Annotated in this window: 17 protein-coding genes; 10 read left to right on the forward strand and 7 right to left on the reverse strand. The window is 71.4% G+C overall.

Annotated elements, in window-relative coordinates; all coding sequences use genetic code 11:
* Positions 1–19: 19 nt before the first annotated feature.
* The 4 genes from ACZ6WH_RS33380 to ACZ6WH_RS33395 all read right to left on the reverse strand — a co-directional run bounded on the left by ACZ6WH_RS33380 (position 20) and on the right by ACZ6WH_RS33395 (position 4,058).
* Positions 20–1,207, reverse strand: a complete 1,188-nt coding sequence (locus tag ACZ6WH_RS33380) for a hypothetical protein (RefSeq protein WP_469733159.1) — start codon at positions 1,205–1,207, stop codon at positions 20–22.
* Positions 1,189–1,926 (reverse strand): ABC transporter ATP-binding protein, encoded by a 738-nt coding sequence (locus tag ACZ6WH_RS33385; protein WP_469733161.1) that lies wholly within the window; start codon positions 1,924–1,926, stop codon positions 1,189–1,191. The genes ACZ6WH_RS33380 and ACZ6WH_RS33385 overlap by 19 nt, the downstream gene beginning before the upstream one ends.
* Positions 1,927–2,220: 294 nt before the next feature.
* Entirely contained in the window at positions 2,221–3,582 is a 1,362-nt protein-coding gene (locus tag ACZ6WH_RS33390; RefSeq protein ID WP_362209045.1) for an aspartate aminotransferase family protein, read from the reverse strand.
* A 2-nt stretch (positions 3,583–3,584) separates the two neighbouring features.
* Complete coding sequence (locus tag ACZ6WH_RS33395) at positions 3,585–4,058, reverse strand: Lrp/AsnC family transcriptional regulator (protein WP_432859212.1); 474 nt, start codon at positions 4,056–4,058, stop codon at positions 3,585–3,587.
* A 206-nt stretch (positions 4,059–4,264) separates the two neighbouring features.
* Here ACZ6WH_RS33395 and ACZ6WH_RS33400 point away from each other — a divergent pair, with 206 nt between their 5' ends.
* Together ACZ6WH_RS33400 and ACZ6WH_RS33405 are read left to right on the forward strand one after the other, a co-directional pair.
* A complete protein-coding gene (locus ACZ6WH_RS33400) occupies positions 4,265–5,719 on the forward strand; it encodes a gamma-aminobutyraldehyde dehydrogenase (RefSeq protein WP_469733164.1) in 1,455 nt (484 codons plus the stop codon).
* A gap of 126 nt (positions 5,720–5,845) precedes the next feature.
* Entirely contained in the window at positions 5,846–7,018 is a 1,173-nt protein-coding gene (locus ACZ6WH_RS33405; protein WP_469733165.1) for an ABC transporter substrate-binding protein, read from the forward strand.
* Positions 7,019–7,091: 73 nt separating this feature from the next.
* Here ACZ6WH_RS33405 and ACZ6WH_RS33410 read toward each other — a convergent pair whose 3' ends face one another.
* The gene (locus ACZ6WH_RS33410) at positions 7,092–8,114 is read right to left on the reverse strand and encodes an adenosine deaminase (RefSeq protein WP_469733167.1); all 1,023 of its coding nucleotides are present in this window, start codon (positions 8,112–8,114) and stop codon (positions 7,092–7,094) included.
* Positions 8,115–8,290: 176 nt separating this feature from the next.
* Here ACZ6WH_RS33410 and ACZ6WH_RS33415 point away from each other — a divergent pair, with 176 nt between their 5' ends.
* Positions 8,291–9,019: a DUF4190 domain-containing protein gene (locus tag ACZ6WH_RS33415; RefSeq protein WP_469733169.1), complete on the forward strand. Its 729-nt coding sequence runs from the start codon at positions 8,291–8,293 to the stop codon at positions 9,017–9,019.
* A 39-nt stretch (positions 9,020–9,058) separates the two neighbouring features.
* On the opposite strand, the gene ACZ6WH_RS33420 is transcribed toward ACZ6WH_RS33415, so the two are convergent.
* On the reverse strand, positions 9,059–9,643 hold the full coding sequence (locus ACZ6WH_RS33420) for an NADAR family protein (RefSeq protein WP_469733171.1): 585 nt from the start codon (positions 9,641–9,643) through the stop codon (positions 9,059–9,061).
* A 251-nt stretch (positions 9,644–9,894) separates the two neighbouring features.
* Between ACZ6WH_RS33420 and ACZ6WH_RS33425 the strand changes: the two genes are divergently transcribed.
* The 7 genes from ACZ6WH_RS33425 (at position 9,895) to ACZ6WH_RS33455 (ending at position 17,790) form a co-directional block, all read left to right on the forward strand.
* The gene (locus ACZ6WH_RS33425; protein ID WP_469733173.1) at positions 9,895–11,412 is read left to right on the forward strand and encodes a gamma-aminobutyraldehyde dehydrogenase; all 1,518 of its coding nucleotides are present in this window, start codon (positions 9,895–9,897) and stop codon (positions 11,410–11,412) included.
* A gap of 72 nt (positions 11,413–11,484) precedes the next feature.
* Positions 11,485–12,744, forward strand: coding sequence for a polyamine ABC transporter substrate-binding protein (locus tag ACZ6WH_RS33430; RefSeq protein ID WP_469733175.1), 1,260 nt, complete (start codon positions 11,485–11,487; stop codon positions 12,742–12,744).
* A 56-nt stretch (positions 12,745–12,800) separates the two neighbouring features.
* On the forward strand, positions 12,801–13,967 hold the full coding sequence (locus ACZ6WH_RS33435) for an ABC transporter ATP-binding protein (protein WP_432859226.1): 1,167 nt from the start codon (positions 12,801–12,803) through the stop codon (positions 13,965–13,967).
* Positions 13,964–14,890: an ABC transporter permease gene (locus tag ACZ6WH_RS33440; RefSeq protein WP_432859228.1), complete on the forward strand. Its 927-nt coding sequence runs from the start codon at positions 13,964–13,966 to the stop codon at positions 14,888–14,890. Before ACZ6WH_RS33435 ends, ACZ6WH_RS33440 begins: the two co-directional genes overlap by 4 nt.
* Positions 14,890–15,675 (forward strand): ABC transporter permease, encoded by a 786-nt coding sequence (locus ACZ6WH_RS33445; RefSeq protein ID WP_361556371.1) that lies wholly within the window; start codon positions 14,890–14,892, stop codon positions 15,673–15,675. The genes ACZ6WH_RS33440 and ACZ6WH_RS33445 overlap by 1 nt, the downstream gene beginning before the upstream one ends.
* A gap of 5 nt (positions 15,676–15,680) precedes the next feature.
* Positions 15,681–17,126, forward strand: coding sequence for an NAD(P)/FAD-dependent oxidoreductase (locus tag ACZ6WH_RS33450; RefSeq protein WP_469733178.1), 1,446 nt, complete (start codon positions 15,681–15,683; stop codon positions 17,124–17,126).
* Positions 17,127–17,337: 211 nt separating this feature from the next.
* On the forward strand, positions 17,338–17,790 hold the full coding sequence (locus tag ACZ6WH_RS33455; RefSeq protein ID WP_432859233.1) for a hypothetical protein: 453 nt from the start codon (positions 17,338–17,340) through the stop codon (positions 17,788–17,790).
* Positions 17,791–17,837: 47 nt separating this feature from the next.
* Here ACZ6WH_RS33455 and ACZ6WH_RS33460 read toward each other — a convergent pair whose 3' ends face one another.
* On the reverse strand, positions 17,838–18,422 hold the full coding sequence (locus ACZ6WH_RS33460; RefSeq protein ID WP_469733180.1) for a phosphatase PAP2 family protein: 585 nt from the start codon (positions 18,420–18,422) through the stop codon (positions 17,838–17,840).
* Between the last annotated feature and the right edge of the window lie 503 nt (positions 18,423–18,925).

Below are 18,925 nucleotides of genomic sequence, written 5' to 3' on the forward strand. Positions count from 1 at the left end.
GTGCGGCCCCCGGGGAGCCTCAGCCGCCCAGCGGGCCCGCTGCCAGGTGGGCGACGCCGCCTGTGACCGCTGCGAGGACGACGAGGAGGACGGACGCGCGGAGGGCCGCGGCGCGGCGGAGGAGGCCGGCGGGGGTGCCGAGGCGGCGCAGGGCCTCGGTCGTGGCGGAGCGGGCGGTGCGGGACTCGGCCACGGTGATCAGGACGCACAGCGCCGTGCACGCGAGCACCAGGCCGGTGCCGAGCGCGGTGAGCGGGCCGAAGGAGGCGCGGCCGTCGTGGCCGTGCAGGGCGAACGCGCCGGGGCCGTACACCACGTACCCGGCATAGCCGCCGGACGCGGCCGCCATCAGGACGCCGAGCGGGCGGCCCACCCGGCGGGACTCCTCCTGGAGCACCCGGCCGGCCAGCAGCCGCACCGCGCCGCTGCGGCCCATGCCCAGGACGCGCCCGATGAGGTGGACCAGTCCGGGCGCGGCCAGCACCAGGCCGGCGGCCGACAGCAGCCAGCCGGTCACCACGCCCGCCTCGCCGGTGACCAGCCCGCCGGGCAGCCGCAGCAGCCGGGCGCCGGGGCCGGTGTGGCCCGCCGCGTAGACCTCCAGGGCCAGCCCGGCGGCGGTGAGCGCGATGCCCCACGGGAGTCCGGCCGGGGTGGCGCCGGCGGTACGGGGCGGGTCGTCGGCGCACGGCGCGGACGGCTCGTTCCGGCCCGGGCGGAGCACCACGGCGGTCGCGATGCCGGCCACCACGGGGACCGCGGCGAGCAGCACGCCGACCGCGGCGTACGGGAGCGGGTCGCGGCCGAGCAGCGCCTCGGGGCCCACCGGCGCGCCGCCCAGGGCGCCCCGCAGCCGCAGGAAGGCCAGCAGGCCCAGCAGACTGCCCAGGACGCAGCCGAGCACGGTCGTGGCGGCGGCGATCAGCGTGAGCCGGACCGGACCGAGCCCGGCGGCCGTCATGCCGTCGTGCAGCCGGGCGGCCGGATCCGTACGGGCCACGGCGACGGCGAGCTGCGCGGTGGCGGCGAGCGGGACCAGGCACCAGGCCAGCCGCAGTGCCGACCCGGCGCTGTCGCCCGGGGTGTCGACGGCGTGGCCGAGCGTGGCGAGCAGCAGGAAGGCCGTGCCGGCCGCCGCCGCGACGACCAGCAGGCGGCGCAGGTGCACCGCCGGACGGGCGCCCCGGCCTAGACGGAGAGCGAGCACTCTTCCCTGCCTTCCGTCTCTGCGGGGCCCTCGGCCTGGCCCGCGGCGGCCCGCCGGCCGTCCAGCAGGGCGAGGGTGCGGTCGGCGAGCGTGGCCGCTTCCGGTTCCTGGGTGGCCAGTACGACGCTGATGGCGTGGCTGCGGGCGGCGTTGACGATCGTCCGCAGCACCTGCGCGGCGTCGGCGCGGTGCAGCGGCGCGGTCGGCTCGTCGGCGAACAGCACCTGCGGGGTGACGGCCAGCGCACGGGCGACCGCCACGCGCTGCTGCTGCGCCCGGTCCAGAGCCGCGGGCCGCCGCTTGGCGCAGTCCGCCACGTCCAGCCGCTCCAGCCACTCGGTGGCGGCCTGTTTCGCGGCCCGGTGGCCCTCGCCGCGCACCAGGAGGGGCAGCGCGGCGTTCTCCCGGGCGGTCAGCTCGGGGACCAGCCGGGGTTCGGTGCCGACCCAGCCGAAACGGTCCAGCCGGAGCCGCTCCCGGCTGGTCGCGGAGAGGGTGTGGACCGGGTGGCTGTTGAACCAGACCTCGCCGCTGTCCGCGACGAGCTGCCCGGAAAGGCACTTCAGGAGCGTGGTCTTGCCGCTGCCGCGCGGACCGGTGACGGCCAGGATCTCCCCTTCGCGCACACCGAGCGAGATGCCGGTGAGTGCGGGGCTCTGACCGTGGGCGTGGTGCAGTCCGCGAGCCCATAGAACGTCGTTGTCGGGCGGGGCCACCATCTGCGCACCTCGTGCTCGCTCGCGTCCTTCGTTCCCCTGACCGGGTGAACGACCATGGAGGGTATCGGTCACAAGCACGGTAGGTACTGCCGGGTCCCGCCATTCACCGCTCAGCACGGAAGACGGCCGAGGTTCACTCATATGGCTTGAAATGAGTGACCTCGGCCGTCGGTTGTTCCGTTGTGCATCCCCTTTTCGGGGACCGCCGCGAGCAGGTCGGGCGGAGCGGGTTCCGTGGCCCCGCTCCGCCCGTTCCCTCCGGTGGGGGCCGGAGGGACAGCTCGGTACCGCGGATCAGAGCTTGGCCCAGGCCTCCGTGAGGACGCCGCGCAGGATCTGCTCGATCTCGTCGAACACCGTCTGGTCCGCGATCAGCGGCGGGGCCAGCTGGATGACCGGGTCGCCGCGGTCGTCGGCGCGGCAGTACAGGCCGGCGTCGAACAGCGCCTTGGAGAGGAAGCCGTACAGGACGCGCTCGGTCTCCTCGTCGTTGAACGACTCCTTGGTGACCTTGTCCTTGACCAGCTCGATGCCGTAGAAGAAGCCGTTGCCGCGGACGTCGCCGACGATCGGCAGGTCGTGCAGCTTCTGGAGCGTCGAGAAGAAGTTGCCCTCGTTCTCCAGGACGTGCTTGTTCAGGCCCTCGCGCTCGAAGATCTCGAAGTTCCCCAGCGCCACGGCCGAGGAGACCGGGTGGCCGCCGAAGGTGTAGCCGTGCAGGAAGGTGTTGTCACCCTGGTAGAACGGCTCGGCCAGCCGGTCGGAGATGATGCAGGCGCCGATCGGGGAGTAGCCCGAGGTCATGCCCTTGGCGCAGGTGATCATGTCCGGGACGTAGCCGAACTTGTCGCACGCGAACATCGTGCCGAGGCGGCCGAAGGCGCAGATGACCTCGTCCGAGACGAGCAGCACGTCGTACTGGTCGCAGATCTCGCGGACCCGCTGGAAGTACCCGGGCGGCGGCGGGAAGCAGCCACCGGCGTTCTGCACCGGCTCCAGGAACACCGCGGCGACGGTCTCCGGGCCCTCGAAGAGGATCTGCTGCTCGATCTGGTCGGCGGCCCAGCGGCCGAAGGCCTCGGGGTCGTCGCCGTGGATCGGGGCGCGGTAGATGTTGGTGTTCGGCACCTTGTGCGCGCCGGGGACCAGCGGCTCGAAGGGGGCCTTCAGGCCGGGCAGGCCGGTGATGGACAGGGCGCCCTGCGGGGTGCCGTGGTAGGCCACCGCGCGGGATATGACCTTGTGCTTCATCGGCTTGCCGGTGAGCTTGAAGTACTGCTTGGCGAGCTTCCAGGCGGTCTCGACCGCCTCGCCGCCGCCGGTGGTGAAGAAGACCTTGTTCAGGTCGCCGGGGGCGTAGTGCGCCAGGCGCTCGGAGAGCTCGACGGCCTTGGGGTGGGCGTAGGACCACACCGGGAAGAAGGCGAGCTCCTGGGCCTGCTTGGACGCGGTCTCGGCCAGCTCGACACGGCCGTGGCCGGCGTTGACCACAAAGAGGCCGGCGAGGCCGTCGATGTAGCGCTTGCCCTTGTCGTCGTAGATGTTCGTGCCCTCACCGCGGACGATGGTCGGCACGGGGGCGTTCTCGTACGACGACATGCGGGTGAAGTGCATCCACAGGTGGTCGTACGCCGTCTTGGAAAGGTCGGCGCTCATGGTTATCGCGTTCCCCAGGTATAGGTCTGCTTCTTGAGCTTCATGTAGACGAAGCTCTCGGTGGTGCGCACGCCGGGAAGCGTGCGGATGCGCTTGTTGATCACGTCCAGGAGGTGATCGTCGTCCTCGCAGACGACCTCGATCAGCAGATCGAAGGAACCGGCGGTGACGACGCAGTACTCGACCTCGGACATGCCCGTGAGGGCCTCTGCCACGGGATCGACGTCGCCCTCGACGTTGATTCCGACCATTGCCTGCCGCCGGAAGCCGACCGTGAGGGGGTCGGTGACGGCGACGATCTGCATCACACCCTGGTCGAGCAGCTTCTGTACGCGTTGCCGTACGGCCGCCTCGGACAGGCCCACGGCCTTGCCGATCGCGGCGTACGGACGGCGCCCGTCCTCCTGGAGCTGCTCGATGATCGCCAGGGAGACGGAGTCGATCGACGGAGTGCCGTTTCTGTCACGAGTGGCCACGTCCCTCACTGTGCACGAGCCTCGTCCGTCACGCAAGCCCGATTCGGCGAAATCAGTTGCCGATCAAAGGGAACTCTACGGAATTCGTTGTTACTGGCGCGTGGGTATGTCGAAAACGGGGCTCGCATGGTTAGGGTGGGCATCTCATCCACCGGACACCAGACACCGGTCATCTGACACCGGACACCTGACAGGAGGGGTCGCACGTGACCACCGAACTGCGTCGTCTGCGCAACTACATCGACGGGGAGTTCCGGGACGCCGCCGACGGCCGCACCACGGACGTGGTCAACCCGGCGACGGGCGAGGTGTACGCCACCGCCGCGCTGTCCGCCGCCGCCGACGTCGACGCCGCGATGGCCGCGGCCGAGGCCGCCTTCCCGGCCTGGCGCGACCTGATCCCCGCCGAGCGCCAGAAGGTGCTCCTCAAGATCGCCGACCGCTTCGAGGAGCGCGCCGAGGACCTGATCGCCGCCGAGTCCGAGAACTGCGGCAAGCCGATCGCCCTCGTACGCTCCGAGGAGATCCCGCCGATGGTGGACCAGATCCGCTTCTTCGCCGGTGCGGCGCGGATGCTGGAGGGCCGCTCGGCGGGCGAGTACATGGAGGGCCTGACCTCCATCATCCGGCGCGAGCCGGTCGGCGTCTGCGCCCAGGTCGCGCCCTGGAACTACCCGATGATGATGGCGGTGTGGAAGTTCGCGCCGGCCCTGGCGGCGGGCAACACCGTCGTCATCAAGCCCTCGGACACCACCCCGGCGTCCACGGTCCTCATCGGCGAGATCATCGGCGACGTGCTGGCGGAGCTCGGCCACTCCAAGGCCGTCTTCAACGTCGTCTGCGGTGACCGCGAGACCGGCCGCCTGATGGTCGAGCACAAGACCCCGGCGATGGCCTCCATCACCGGTTCCGTGCGGGCCGGCATGCAGGTCGCCGAGTCCGCCTCCAAGGACCTCAAGCGGGTCCACCTGGAGCTGGGCGGCAAGGCCCCGGTCGTGGTCTTCGAGGACACCGACATCGCCAAGGCCGTCGAGGAGATCTCCACCGCCGGTTACTTCAACGCGGGCCAGGACTGCACGGCCGCGACCCGCGTGCTCGTCCAGGAGTCCATCCACGACGAGTTCGTGACCGCGCTCGCCAAGGCCGCGGCGGACACCAAGACCGGCGCGGTCGACGACGAGGACGTGCTCTACGGCCCGCTGAACAACGCCAACCAGCTCAAGCAGGTCAAGGGCTTCATCGAGCGGCTGCCCGCGCACGCCAAGATCGAGGCGGGCGGTCAGCAGGTCGGCGAGAAGGGCTACTTCTTCGCCCCGACCGTCGTCTCCGGCCTCAAGCAGGACGACGAGATCATCCAGCAGGAGGTCTTCGGCCCGGTCATCACCGTCCAGTCCTTCACCGACGAGGACCAGGCCACCGAGTGGGCCAACGGCGTGGAGTACGCGCTCGCCTCCTCGGTGTGGACCAAGGACCACGCCCGCGCCATGCGGATGTCCAAGAAGCTCGACTTCGGCTGCGTGTGGATCAACACCCACATCCCGCTCGTCGCCGAGATGCCGCACGGCGGCTTCAAGAAGTCCGGCTACGGCAAGGACCTCTCCGCCTACGGCTTCGAGGACTACACCCGGGTCAAGCACGTCATGACCTCGCTGGACGGCTGACGACCGACACCGTCGGCCGGAAGTCGGGTGCCGTGCGGGGCACCTGACACACCGTCGCGGGCCGGGGCCCGGCAGCAGACGATCTGTCTGTTGCCGCCCCGGCCCGCGACGCGTGAGAGTCCTCACATGGATGGTCTTTCGCGGCGTGCGCTGCTCAGAGGTGTCGGTTCGGTCGGATTCCTGGCGGCGGCAGCGGGGTGCGGCGTACCGCCCGCGTACGTACGGGCCGGCCGGCGCGGCGCCCCCGACCGTTCGGCCGCCGACAAGGCCCTCACCTTCGCCAACTGGCCGCTGTACATCGACGTCGACGACCACGACAAGCAGAAGCGGCCCACCCTGGACGCGTTCGAGAAGCGCACCGGGATATCCGTGACGTACACCGAAGAGATCAACGACAACGACGAGTTCTTCGGGAAGATCAGCCCCGCGCTGATGAACCACCAGCCCACCGGGCGCGACCTCATCGTCATCAGCGACTGGATGTGCTCGCGCTTCGTACGGCTCGGCTGGGTCCAGGAGATGGACCGGGACCGCCAGCCGCATGTCGCGAAGCACCTGGACCCGCTGCTGCTCAAGCCGTCGTTCGACCCCGGCCGCACGCACTGCGTCCCCTGGCAGTCCGGGATCACCGGCATCGCCTACAACCGCAGGAAGCTCGGCCGGGAGATCAAGCACACCGGCGACCTGTGGGCGGACGACCTGCGCGGCCGGGTCACCCTGCTGGCCGGCATGGACGAGGCGTTCGCGCTGCTCATGCAGGGCGACGGCGTGGACATCACCCGCTGGACGGCGGACGACTTCCACACCATGACCGACCGGATCGCGGCGCTCGTCCGCAAGAAGCACATCCGCCGCTTCACCGGCAACGACTACATCAAGGACCTCTCCTCGGGGGACGTGCTGGCGGCACAGGCGTACTCCGGCGACGTCATCCAGCTCAAGGCCGACAACCCCGACATCGAGTTCGTGGTCCCCGAGGAGGGCGCCGAACTGTGGTCGGAGAGCCTGATGATCCCCAACCTGGCCGCGCACAAGCGCAACGCGGAACGGCTCGTCGACTACTACTACGAGCCCGAGGTCGCCGCCGAACTGGCCACCTGGGTCAACTACGTCTGCCCGGTGCCGGCCGCCCGGGACGTGCTCGCCTCGTCGAAGGACGAGGAGACCGCAGCGCTGGCCGAGGACCCGCTGATCTTCCCGGACGACTCGATGCGCGACCGCCTCGCCATCGCCCGGGACATCACTTCGAAGGAGCGCCCGGAGTTCTCCGAGCGGTGGAACGCGCTGGTGGGGCTGTAGAACAGCGGGGTGCCCGGGTCAGCGGGGCGCTCCGGCCGACCGGCCGGGTGCTCCGGTCAGCGGTGCGCTCCGGTCAGCGGGGCCAGGACGCGGTGTACGTGTCGATCTCGGCGGCGAGCCGGGCCTTGGCCGGGCCGTCCATGAAGGAGGCCTCGACGGCGTTCTTGGCCAGCGCGGCGATGCCCGCCTCGTCCAGCTCCAGCAGCCGCGCGGCCACGCCGTACTCGGTGTTCAGGTCCGTACCGAACATCGGCGGGTCGTCGCTGTTGATGGTCACCAGCACGCCGGCCGCGACCATTTCCTTGATCGGGTGCTCGTCGAGGGTGCGGACCGCGCGGGTGGCGATGTTGGAGGTCGGGCAGACCTCCAGCGGGATGCGGTGCTCGGCGAGGTGGGCCAGCAGCTTCGGGTCCTGTACGGAGCTGGTGCCGTGGCCGATGCGCTCGGCGCGCAGCTCCGTCAGCGCGTCCCAGACGGTCTCCGGGCCCGTGGTCTCGCCGGCGTGCGGCACGGAGTGCAGGCCCGCGGCGATGGCGCGGTCGAAGTACGGCTTGAACTGCGGGCGGGGCACGCCTATCTCGGGCCCGCCGAGACCGAACGAGACCAGCCCCTCGGGCTTGAGTTCGCAGGCGATCCGTGCGGTCTCCTCCGCCGACTCCAGGCCCGCCTCGCCGGGGATGTCGAAGCACCAGCGCAGGACGACGCCGAGCTCGGACTCGGCGGACTTGCGGGCGTCCTCGATGGCCTCGACGAACGCGGCGTCCGGGATGCCGCGCCGGGTGGAGCTGTACGGGGTGACGGTCAGCTCGGCGTAACGGATGTTCTGCCGCGCCATGTCGCGGGCGACCTCGTACGTCAGCAGGCGCACGTCCTCGGCGTCCCGGATGAGGTCGACGACGGAGAGGTAGACCTGGATGAAGTGCGCGAAGTCCCGGAAGACGAAGTAGTCCATCAGCGCTTCGGGGTCGGTGGGCACCTTGGAGTCCGGGTGGCGCGCGGCCAGCTCGGCGACGATGCGGGGGGAGGCGGAGCCGACGTGATGGACGTGCAGCTCCGCCTTGGGCAGGCCCGCGATGAATGCGTCGAGATCGGACAACAGTGCCTCCTGGTCGGCGGAGCGTCGGCCGACGGGCGCCGGCCGCTCGTCATCGTATGCGGGCCCGGCACGGCCCCGACCGAGAGGCCGCCCCCGCGGTCCGGACCGTGAGCGGCGTACGCGGTCCGAGGGGCGGGGCCAGGTCTTAGCATGGAGCGAGCCAATGGGGGAGAGTCATGTCCGACAGTCAGCAGCCCGAGCCGCGCGACCCGTGGGCGCCGCCGTCCGAGGACGCGCCGGCCCCGCGCCGGCCGGAGACCGGCGCACCGGGCGGAGCGCCGTACGGCATGGCTCCCCATGACCGGCCCACCGCCGGCGCCGGCTACGCCGTGCCCGCGCCGCCGCCCGCCCCCGGACACGCCGCCGCCCCCGGCACTGCCTACCCCGGCGGACCGCAGCTGGGCGGCTACGGAGCGCCGTACCCCCCGCAGCCCTACGGCGGCCCGCCGCACGGCGGCGCGTACGCCTACCCGCCGTACGGCGCGGCCCCCGGCCCCGCGCACCCCGGCCCCTACGGCCCGGGACCGGCGGGGATACCCGGCGCCGGGCCCGGTACGCAGGCCGGCTGGCCCGGACAGCCGAGCAACGGCATGGGCATCGCCGCGCTCGTCCTCGGCATCCTCGCCATCGTCTCCAGTCTCACCCTCTTCTTCGGTGTCGTGCTGGGCGTCCTCGCGATCATCTTCGGCGCGATCGGCCGGTCCAAGTCCGGCCGCGGCGAGGCGACCAACGGCGGCATGGCACTGGCCGGTCTGCTCTGCGGTGTGGCCGGCGTCCTCGTCAGCGCCCTGCTGATCCTCGCGATCGTCGTCGGTGTCAGCGAGGACCGCGGCACCACCCCCTACGACGACGACTACTCCGACACCTACAACGCGGCCCCCGCCGCCCCCGCCCCGGCCCGCTGACCCCGGCCGCCCCGGCCCGCCGTCCGTCGGCCCCGCTTCTCAGGCCCCGGCCGCCGCCAGCCGCTGCCGCGCCTCCATCAGCGCGAAGCCCAGCAGGTTCAGCCCCTGCCAGCGCTCCGGGTCGGCCGCGCGCTCGTCGTCGGCGGCCAGCCCGATGCCCCATATCCGGTCCAGCGGGCTCGCCTCGACCAGGACCCGCTGCCCGGTGCCCAGCAGATGGTCGCGCAGGGCCGCGTCCTGCCCGAACTTGTGCAGGCTGCCCTCGACCACCAGCGCGTACCGGTGGCGGCGCCAGGTCTCCTCGTCGAAGCCGCGCACCGTCCGGCCCGCGTCCTTCGCCTGCTTGGGATGGCCGGCGCGCAGCACCCGCTGCAGCGCCTGGCGGTCGCCGAACAGCCGCGCCTTGCCGGCCATCATCCAGTGCTCCGCCGTGGGATACCGCACGCCGTCCACCGTGAACGGCGCCGGCCACCACTGGCTGAAGCAGCTCGCCCCCAGGCTGCCGTCCCGGCGGGGCGCATGGCCCCAGAAGTACACGTACTTGTACGTACTGCCGGACTCCAGTGCGGCGCGCAGCTCCGTCACCGACCGCGGCCCGTCGGCCACGCTCCCCTCCGTCGTCATCCCCGCCGCCCCCGCTCTCTCCCCTGGCTGTCTTCCCCGGTCCTGCACCATGCCGGGATTCTGTCAGCGGGCACCGACAACATGTCGGGCGCCGGGACGACGGATTCCGCAGAATTCGTCGCGTAACCAAAAGGCAACAACGGAATCACTTGTTGGGCCCCCTCTGCTCTGTCAAGATCGGCCATCAATTCGGGAAAGAGCTACGCCCGGCAGGCCCCGCGAAAGCCCGGCCGCCGGTGGAGGAGAGCACCATGGATCAGCGATTCGATGTCACCGAACGATTCGCCCAAGGGGCTCAGTTCATCGCGGGAGAGCTCCGCGCGGGGACCTCGGGACGTACCCAGGACGTGATCGACCCGGCGACCGGCGAGCAGGTGTACACGTACGAGCTCGCCGGCACGGCGGACGTCGACGCCGCCGTCGAGGCGGCCCGGCAGGCCCTTCCCGAGTGGGCGGGCGCCACCCCCGGCGAGCGCTCCGACGCGCTGCACCGCTTCGCCGCCGTCCTGGACGAGCGGACGGAGGAGTTCGCGTACGCCGAGTCGCTGCAGTGCGGCAAGCCGATCAAGCTGAGCCGGGAGTTCGACGTGCCCGGCTCGGTGGACAACGCCGCCTTCTTCGCGGGCGCCGCGCGCCACCTGGAGGGACGGGCGGCCGGCGAGTACAGCCCCGACCACACCTCCTTCGTGCGCCGCGAGCCGATCGGCGTCGTCGGCTCCATCGCGCCGTGGAACTATCCGCTGCAGATGGCCAGCTGGAAGGTGCTCCCGGCGGTCGCAGCCGGCAACACCATCGTCCTGAAGCCCGCCGAGATCACCCCGCTGACCTCCGTGATGTACGCGCAGGCCGCGCAGGCCGCGGGCATCCCGGACGGCGTGATCAACATCGTCTCCGGCGCGGGCCGGGACGCGGGCGAGCACCTCGTCGGCCACCCGGACGTCGCGATGACCTCCTTCACCGGCTCCACCGCGGTCGGCAAGCGGGTCGCCGAGCTCGCCACCGCCACCGTCAAGCGCCTCCACCTCGAACTGGGCGGCAAGGCCCCCTTCGTCGTCTTCGACGACGCGGACCTGGAGGCCGCCGTGCACGGCGCGGTCGCCGGCGCCCTGATCAACACCGGCCAGGACTGCACGGCGGCCACCCGCGCCTACGTGCAGCGCCCCCTGTACGACGCGTTCGTCAGCGGCGTCGCCGACCTGATGGCGACCGTACGGCTCGGCGACCCCTTCGACCCGGCCACCGACCTCGGCCCGCTCATCTCGCACGCCCAGCGCGACCGCGTCGCCGGCTTCGTCGAACGCGCCCGGCAGTACGCCACCGTCGTCACCGGCGGCGCCGCGCCCCAGGGCGAGCTGGCCAAGGGCGCCTACTACCTGCCCACCCTCGTGGCGGGCGCCGCGCAGGACAGCGAGATCGTGCAGTCCGAGATCTTCGGCCCGGTGCTGGTCGTGCTGCCCTTCGACAGCGACGACGAGGGCCTCGCGCTCGCCAACGACACCCCCTACGGGCTCGCCGCCTCCGCCTGGAGCCGCGACGTCTACCGCACGGGCCGCGCCGTCCGCGAGATCAAGGCCGGCTGTGTGTGGGTCAACGACCACATCCCGATCATCAGCGAGATGCCGCACGGGGGCTACCGGGCCTCCGGCTACGGCAAGGACATGTCGGCGTACTCCTTCGAGGAGTACACGCAGGTCAAGCACGTCATGTACGACATCACGGGCGTGGCCGGGAAGGACTGGCACCGCACCGTCTTCGGGGACCGCGACTGAGCGCACACCGGCGCGCCGCACCGTTCGTCACTCCACCCGGCTGACCACCGGCCGACTCGAAAGGCCACCCGTATGGAGCACCTCGCGCAGCCCGAGCCACGGCCCGAGCCGCTGTCCGCGGCGGAACTGGCCGCCGTGCGGCGCAGCATGACCAACGGCCGGCTGGCCCTGACCCGGCGGTCCCTGCTGCGCGCGAGCGGGGCAGGACTGCTGGCGCTCGGCGGCCCGGTCGCACTGTCGGCCTGCGGGATCCCGCCCGCTGGCCGTACGGACGCGGGGTCCTCCGAGGACCACTCGCGCACGGAGAAGCGGGTCGCCTTCTCCAACTGGACCGAGTACATCGACGTCAGTGACGACGAGAAGCACCACCCGACGCTGGAGGCGTTCACGAAGCGCACCGGCATCACGGTCAAGTACACCGAGGACATCAACGACAACGACGAGTTCTTCGGCAAGGTCCAGGCCCAGCTCGCGGCCGGCCAGGACACCGGGCGCGACCTGATCTGCCTGACCGACTGGATGTGCGCCCGGATGATCTCGCTGGGCTGGATCCAGCCGCTGGACCCCGCCCGCCTGCCGCACGCGTACACCCACCTCTCGGACCAGTTCCGCGACCCGGACTGGGACCCGGGCCGCGCGCACTCCTACACCTGGCAGGGCATCCCGACCGTCCTCGCGTACAACAAGAAGGCCACCGGCGGCCGGAAGGTCACCTCCGTCGACCAGATGCTGTCCGACCCGAAGCTCAAGGGTCGGGTCGGCTTCCTCTCCGAGATGCGCGACAGCGTCGGCATGACCCTGCTGGACATGGGAAAGCGGCCCGAGGACGTCACCGCCGACGACTTCGACGCGGCGCTCGCCCGGCTCCAGAAGGGCGTGGACTCCAAGCAGATCCGCCGCTTCACCGGCAACGACTACCTCAACGACCTCAGCAAGGGCGACCTGGCGGCCTGTATCGCCTGGGCGGGCGACATCGTCCAGCTCCAGAACGACAACAGCGACATCGAGTACGTCATCCCGGACGCCGGCTACATGACCTCGACGGACAACCTGATGGTGCCCAACAAGGCGCGCCACAAGGCGAACGCCGAGCGGCTGATCGACTACTTCTACGAGCCGGAAGTGGCGGCCCGGATCGCGGCGTACATCAACTACGTCTGCCCGGTCGACGGCGTCCGCGAGGAACTCGCGAAGATCGACAAAAAGCTGGCGGACAACCCGCTGATCCTGCCCGACAAGGAAATGGCCGCCAAGTCGCACGCCTTCCGCGCGCTCAGCAGCAAGGAGAGCAAGGAGTTCGCGCAGAAGTTCTCCGATCTCACCGGCGCCTGACCACGCGGCCCGGCCCCTCCCCAGCCCACCGACGACACCGCCCCGGGAATTGATACATGACCGATCTCGCGACGACCGACAGCAGCGGCGGCGACGTCCGCCTCACCGGGATCAGCAAGACCTACGGTTCCTTCACCGCCGTCCAGCCGCTGGACCTCACCGTCCCCGCAGGCTCCTTCTTCGCCCTCCTGGGCGCCTCGGGCTGCGGCAAGACCACCACCCTGCGCATGATCGCGGGCCTGGAGGAGCCCACCACGGGCACCGTCGAGCTGGCCGGCAAGGACGTCACCGCGCTGCCGCCCTACAAGCGCCCGGTGAACACTGTCTTCCAGAACTACGCCCTCTTCCCGCACCTGGACATCTACGAGAACGTCGCCTTCGGCCTGCGCCGCCGCGGCATCAGGTCCGTGAAGAAGCAGGTCGAGGAGATGCTCGACCTCGTGCAGCTCGGGCCGATGGCGCGCCGCAAGCCCACCCAGCTCTCCGGCGGCCAGCAGCAGCGCGTGGCCGTGGCCCGCGCCCTGATCAACCACCCGCAGGTGCTGCTCCTGGACGAGCCGCTCGGCGCGCTGGACCTCAAGCTGCGCCGCCAGATGCAGCTCGAACTCAAGCGCATCCAGACCGAGGTCGGCATCACCTTCGTGCACGTCACGCACGACCAGGAGGAGGCCATGACGATGGCCGACACGGTCGCGGTGATGAACGGCGGGCGGGTCGAGCAACTGGGCGCCCCCGCCGACCTGTACGAGAACCCCGGCACCACCTTCGTCGCCAACTTCCTCGGCACCTCCAACCTGATCACCGCCGAGATCGCCGAGGCGGGCGGCGAGCACCTGCTGCTCACCGCCGGGGACGCCAAGCTCCGGCTGCCCGCCGAGCGATGTTCCGCGAGCAGTGCCCGTGCGGGTGAGAAGGTGCTGGCGGGCGTGCGGCCCGAGAAGGTCGCCCTCGCGCACGCCGACGACGCGGGGTCCGTACCCGAGGGCTTCAACCGGCTTCCGGGCCGCATCAAGGACGCGAGCTTCATCGGCGTCTCCACGCAGTACGTCATCGATGCCGGCGGCGCCGGTGAACTGGCCGTCTACGAGCAGAACATCGAGCGCGACGGCCGGCTGGTGCCGGGCGCCGACGTGATCCTGCACTGGAACCCCGCGCACACCTTCGGGCTCTCCGCCGACCAGGACATCGCCGCCGGCGCCGACGTGGACGAGGAGGCCGCGTGAGCGCCGCCACCGAGGCGCCGCCGGAGCCGCGGCCCGCCCTCGAAGTGCGCAGGCCGGCGCTGCGCAAGCGGCTCGTACCGTACTGGCTGCTGCTGCCCGGCATCCTCTGGCTGCTGGTCTTCTTCGCCGCGCCGCTGGTCTACCAGGCGTCCACGTCGATCCAGACCGGCTCCCTCGAAGAGGGCTTCAAGGTCACCTGGCACTTCGCCACGTACTGGGACGCGCTGGGGGAGTACTGGCCGCAGTTCCTGCGCTCGGTGCTCTTCGCCGCCATCGCGACGGTGCTGTGCCTGGTCCTCGGCTACCCGCTCGCCTACCTGATCGCCTTCAAGGCGGGCCGCTGGCGCAACGTCGTGATGGTCCTGGTCATCGCGCCGTTCTTCACCAGCTTCCTGATCCGCACGCTCGCCTGGAAGACGATCCTCGCCGACAGCGGCCCGGTCGTCAGCGCCCTGAACTCGCTGCACATCCTGGACGTGACCAGCGCGATCGGCCTCACCGAGGGCACCCGGGTGCTCGCCACCCCGCTCGCGGTGGTCTGCGGCCTCACGTACAACTTCCTGCCGTTCATGATCCTGCCGCTCTACACCTGTCTGGAGCGGATCGATCCCCGGCTGCACGAGGCGGCGGGCGATCTGTACGCCAAGCCCGTCACCACCTTCCGCAAGGTGACCTTCCCGCTCTCCATGCCGGGCGTGGTCGCGGGCACGCTGCTCACCTTCATCCCGGCGGCCGGCGACTACATCAACGCCGAACTGCTGGGCTCCACCGACCAGAAGATGATCGGCAACGTCATCCAGTCGCAGTTCCTGCGCGTCCTGGACTACCCGACCGCCGCCGCCCTCTCCTTCATCCTCATGGCGGCCATCCTCGCGATGGTCACGATCTACATCCGCAAGTCGGGGACGGAGGACCTGGTCTGATGCGCTGGCTTCGACGCAATGCGGTGGTGATCGCGGGCCTGCTGACGCTGGCGTATCTGATCCTGCCCAACGTCATCGTGATGGTCTTCTCGTTCAACAAGCCGAACGGGCGCTTCAACTACGAGTGGCAGCGGTTCTCCACGGACGCCTGGACCGATCCGTGCGGCGTCGCCGACCTGTGCGGCTCGCTGGGCCTCAGCCTCCAGATCGCGGTCTGGGCGACGATCGGCGCGACCGTACTGGGCACGCTGATCGCCTTCGCGCTGGCCCGTTACCGCTTCCGCGCCCGGTCCTCCGTCAACACCCTGATCTTCCTGCCGATGGCGATGCCCGAGGTCGTCATGGCCGCCTCGCTGGCCACGCTCTTCCTCAACATGGGCATCCAGTTCGGCTTCTGGACGATCCTGATCGCGCACATCATGTTCTGCCTGAGCTTCGTCGTCACCGCGGTGAAGGCGCGCGTGATGAGCATGGACCCGCGGCTGGAGCAGGCGGCGCAGGACCTCTACGCCTCGCCGACGCAGACGTTCCTGAAGGTGACGCTGCCGATCGCGGCGCCCGGCATCGCGGCCGGCGCGCTGCTCTCCTTCGCCCTGTCGTTCGACGATTTCATCATCACGAACTTCAACGCGGGCTCGACCGTGACGTTCCCCATGTTCGTCTGGGGATCGGCACAACGGGGCACACCCGTTCAGATCAATGTCATAGGAACAGCGATGTTCCTCATCGCCGTGCTCTGCGTCCTGGGCGGGCAACTGCTCACCGGACGCCGCAAGAGGAGCTGAGAACCATGGCACGAGATGCCATGAACCCCGCCGGGCAGACCACCCGGACCCCCGCGCCGGCCGTCCACGCACTCGCGGACGCCGCCCCCACGCCCTTCTGGCTGGACGACCCCGACCGCCCCGCCGCGCTGCCGGCCCTGGTCGGCGACGAGCGGTGCGACCTGCTCGTCGTCGGCGGCGGCTACAGCGGCCTGTGGACCGCGCTGCTCGCCAAGGAACGCGACCCGGAACGCGATGTCGTCCTGGTCGAGGGGCAGCAGGTCGGCTGGGCCGCCTCCGGCCGCAACGGCGGCTTCTGCGCCGCCTCCCTCACCCACGGCCTCGGCAACGGCCTGGCCCGCTGGCCCGGCGAGCTGAAGAAGCTCGAAGAGCTGGGCGCCCGCAACCTCGACGCCATCGGGGAGGCCGTCGAGCGGTACGGCATCGACTGCGCCTTCGAGCGCACCGGCGAGATCGACCTGGCCACCGAGCCGCACCAGATCGCCGAGCTCCGCGAGGCCGCCGAGGACGCCGAACGTTTCGGCCTCGGCGGGTACGACTTCCTCGACCGGGACGCCGTACGCGCCGAGGTCCACTCGCCGACCTTCCTGGCCGGCCTGTGGAACCGCGACGGCGTCGCCATGCTCAACCCCGCGCGGCTCGCCTGGGGCCTGAAGCGGGCCTGCCTGGACCAGGGCGTACGGATCTACGAGCACACCCGCGCCACCGACCTCGCCGCCGACGGCACCGGCATGGCCGTGCGCACGCCCTACGGGCGGGTCTTCGCCCGCCACGTGGCGCTGGGCACCAACGCCTTCCCCCACCTGGTCCGCCGGGTCCGCCCGTACGTCGTCCCGGTCTACGACCACGCCCTGATGACCGAGCCGCTGACCGGCGAGCAGCTGGCCGCCCTCGGCTGGAAGAACCGTCAGGGGCTCTCCGACAGCAACAACCACTTCCACTACTTCCGGATCACCGCCGACCACCGCATCCTGTGGGGCGGCTACGACATCGTGTACCGCTACGGCGGCGGCGTCCGCGCCGAGTACGACCACCACCCGGCGACGTACGAGAAGCTCGCCCGCCACTTCTTCCAGTGCTTCCCGCAGCTGGAGGGCGTCCGCTTCAGCCACGCCTGGGGCGGTGCGATCGACACCTGCTCCCGCTTCTCGGCGTTCTTCGGTACCGCGCACGGCGGCCGGGTCGCGTACGCCGCGGGCTACACCGGCCTCGGCGTGGGCGCCACCCGCTTCGGTGCCGATGTCATGCTCGACCTGCTCTCCGGCGAGCGCACCGAGCGCACCGAGCTGGAGATGGTCCGCACGAAGCCGCTGCCGTTCCCGCCGGAGCCGCTGCGCTGGGCCGGCATCGGCATCACCCAGTGGTCGATGAGCCGCGCCGACGCGCGCGGCGGCAGGCGGAACCTCTGGCTGAAGGCGATGGACAAGGTGGGCATGGGCTTCGACAGCTGACAGCCGTCTCCTCGGACAGCCGTCTGTCCCGGCAGACGTCTCCCGTCGGCGCGGGCGTGCCTCGGAGGTGCGCCCGCGCACGGCTTCCCCGGACCGGTGCACCACACGACCCCAAGATCCTTGATCAACCCGTGTAAGAAGGCGGCGGCATCCCGCTCTCCCTCTCGGAACGCGGCCCCGACGGGCCGGTGAGCGAGTGAGGGAGGCAGAGATGGACCCCACGGGGGACAAGCGCGCCGTGGAATGGCTCGTATCGGTGGCGCCGGACCCGGAGGCCTGCCGCTTCGAATGGGAGCGCAATCCGCTCGGGGTGGCGTTGCTCCCCGCCGGACTGGCCTGGGACGTACTGATCATCCCCGGGTCCCTGGGCTATCCCGCGCTCGACGTGCTCACCCGGTGTCTCGACCGCCCGGGCCCGGTGCTCGCCGACTTCGGCGACAGCCGCATGGGGTTCTTCGTCCCGCCGGGCACGGCGGCCCGCTGGCTGGGCACGGGCGTACGCGGTGCCGGCCGCGGCACCTGGATCGTCGTCCCCTACCCGGGCCGCGCCACCGGCGGCACCCGCTGGCTGATCCCCCCGGACGGCCACGGCACCCTCACCGACCCCGGCGTCCTGGAACTGGCCCTGCACGAGGCCGCGGCGCGGGTGGCGGGCGACCCCTGAGGACCCTCGGACGAGCGGCGGGGCACGGGGGCCTGCCGCTCGCCGCGCTACGAGGGACCGCCGCTCGCCGGGCGGCTACGAGGAGCTGCCGATCGCCGAGTTGCGGGAGCCTGCTGCGCGCCGGGCCGTGGGCGGATGCCGTGCAGCACGCCGTACAGCACCGTCAGCAGCGCCGCCGACAGCGCCCAGGAGCCGACGACGTCCACGGGCCAGTGGTAGCCGCGGACGACCAGGCCCGGGCCGGTGGCGAGGACGAGGACGAGCGCCGCGGTGATCAGCAGGCGCCGGGCGTACGGGGCGGCCGCGTACGGGAGCAGGAGCAGCGCGGCCGCCCCGTACGCGACGGCGGCGGTCGCGGCGTGCCCCGAGGGGTAGAACCCGGTTTCGCCGGCCAGCGCGCCCGGCGGGGCCGGCCGGGCCAGGGCGGCCTGCAGCGGCCCGACCAGCGCCGGCACCAGGGCCATGGCGACGACGGCGGCGAGCGGCGGCAGCCACCGGCGGGGGTACGGCGCGGTGCGGGCCCGCCATCCTGTCCAGCCGGCCGCGAGCAGCAGGACGGGCAGCGCCACCGTCATGTTGCCCAGATCGGCGAGGAGTTCGGCGAGCGGCGCGGGCAGGGCCCGGCCCAGCATGACCCGGTCCAGCCGGGCGTCCAGCCGCAGCAGCGCCCCCTGGGCAGCGACCTGCCAGGTCAGGAGGGCGAAGAGGAGGAGCGACGCGGCCAGCGTGCACGCGTACGCGGGGAGAGAGGCCGGCCGCCCCGGAACAGGGGGGGTGGTTCCGGGGCGGCCGTGCTGACCGGCGAACCGCGCGCCCCGGGGGGTCTGGGGCGGGCGGCCATCCGATCGGTGAGGATTCCCGGAGCCCGAGGCTCCGGTGGTGTGCGCGAGGGCACAGCCAGGTCGAAGCCGGGGAAGCGCCGACCGGGCATCGCTCGCAGTCCCCTGCGAGCGGGGTGTTTCTCTCATCTGCAGAAACCGTACGGCAGACCGGTGGCCCTCCGACAGCCGGATCACCCACCCGCCATCGCCCCCGCACATCTTCTTCACGCCGTCCCGCCGGTTCCTGCCGGTATCCCGCATTCCGCCTCCGGAATGCGCCGAGCGCCCGTGCCGGCGGGCGGACGGGCGCTCGG

Source organism: Streptomyces sp. NPDC050806, from assembly GCF_055586425.1.